The organism is Micromonospora sp. NPDC005163, assembly GCF_053599835.1.
On record NZ_JBSFYP010000157.1, the window covers coordinates 1 to 2,021 of the forward strand.

Here is a 2,021-nt window from a genome sequence, read left to right on the forward strand (position 1 = left end):
GCTGTCGATGACGGCGGCGTGGTGGGTGTCGCGGTGGGTGTCGACACCACCGATGAGAGTTCGCTTCTTGGCTGTCATGCTGGTGAGGTCCGCCTTTCTCGTCTGCGTCGAGATTCGTGGACACGTCACCGGTTAGGCGATGCGGACAACACAGTGGTGGGCGCCTCTCGCACAGGCTCCTATCAGGTCACGACGCCTGGCCGGTGACATGCAGCTGTCGGGGCCACCGAGCTGGCCGACGAATCGGGATGAGGACAGCAACCGTCGGTCTGCCGGTGAGTCAGACCAGCCCGGCGACCCACCCCACCATCCTCACTGTCTGCCGTCGACCCGCCCTGCTTGGGAGCGGGCCGCCGCCCGACCCGCCACGTCAAGCGGACCTTGACACAGGTTCGGACGATGGCGGGTCGGGCGGTGGTCTGCTCGGCTTGCCCGGGTCGATGGCAGACGGGATGGCCTACCGCAACCGCCCTGGAACATCTGCCCGGCATCGCCGAACTACGCCAAGCCCAGCGAGCACGCCCGCCGCCGGGTGCGCGTCGAGCACGCCTGGCGCAGCCTGACCCGCCACCTCGGCCGCCGCGACAGCCTCGACACCACCATCCGCGCCGTCGCCGGCCTACTGTCCGACCACCAACACACCGACCGCGGCAAACCCATCGCCGCCATCACCGCCACCCGCCGCCATGTGTGTGACCCCGACCCCAGCCGGTCCTGTTGGTTGCCGGATCGATGAACGCGTTGTACCCGGGTGGGGGCCGAGGTCAGATCGCCTGGGCGAGCTCAGCAAATGCCGTCGACACCCGCGTTGCCGGCGGGGCATCGACGGCGAGTTCGTAGTGGCCACGTCGTAGGTTCTGCATGAAGGCGTGTCCAGCGATGATCACCTGCGTTGTCCTGTCGGTTCGTAGTCCGCGCATCGGTCTCAACCGGTGTTTGAGCTGGCTGTGGTCGGCCTCGATTGGATTGTTCCGTACCGTTCGACGTGGTGCCACGCCTGCGGGATCAGCTCGTCGAGCACTCTGGGTAGAACGGCGCGGCGTCGGTGACGACCTCGCTCGGTGTCACCTTCAACGTCGACAGCGCCCGGCGGAAGAACCGGCGTGCCGCATCGGCGTCGCGGCGGGCCGAGATGAGCACGTCGTAGACCTGGCCGTACTGGTCAACCGTTCAGTACACGTAACGCCACACACCTAGAGCGGGATGCGGTCATCGCAGCCACCCCAGGAACCGGCGATGGAGTAGACCAGCGGGAGCCCAGCCCATGTCCTGGCTCGCAGCAACCATGCAGGAGCCCATATACAGGGCGAGGGAGATGGGAGCGCTTTCGAACTCGGCTCGCAGCTCGTGGCGTCGTGTGCGGCAGGGCCATGGGGCACCGCACCCGGCGCAGGTCCAGATCGGCAGAACCGGTCCGTGCGTGGTCATGACGCCTCACTGGGCCAGTGCCCTCGTCTCCTCGGTATGCGGTGTCTCGACCGGCAGGGCCGTCCACCGCCGCAGAGGCCGACTGACCTGACCTTCCTCCGTGACCACACCGATCGGTGTCTACGCTCCAGGGCCACGGTGTAGGAGACAATCTGCTCGGCCGACGTCGTCTCTGATTGCCGCCGGCGGGTCTCCTCGAAGAAGGTCACGTTGCGCTCCTCCTGCTGGTGATTTCATGCTTCCGGCTCCTGGCAGCGCTTTCGAGGCCGAACTTGGCTGGCCGTTTGCACGCGGGCGTCGACCGGACGCGGAATCGCCCGACGGGTTATGGACGTAGATTTCCCGGTTCGCGCATCGCGATCTGCTTGGCCGACTCTGTGCGTAGCGGCCGGGTGCATTCCGGGCAGCTTAGGGATGCACCGCAGGTGCGGCACCATTGCAGCGAGCGCTTGAATGCGAGCAGCCCGGCGAGGAATCCGAGCACAAGCGCAGCGCTGATCCCTCTGTGGCAACCTTGGAGAAGGCGGCTTGAGCTGCTGAAACTCTGACCCGTGAGGGCGTGCGAGGAGATCCACCCCTGTGACATCGCATCA

1 pseudogene is annotated in these 2,021 nt (G+C 66.6%); it reads right to left on the reverse strand.

Annotation, left to right across the window (positions count from 1 at the left end):
• Positions 1–764: 764 nt before the first annotated feature.
• Positions 765–1,194, reverse strand: a pseudogene (locus ACWD6N_RS37680) (DDE-type integrase/transposase/recombinase); the annotation flags it as partial.
• Positions 1,195–2,021 lie beyond the last annotated feature (827 nt).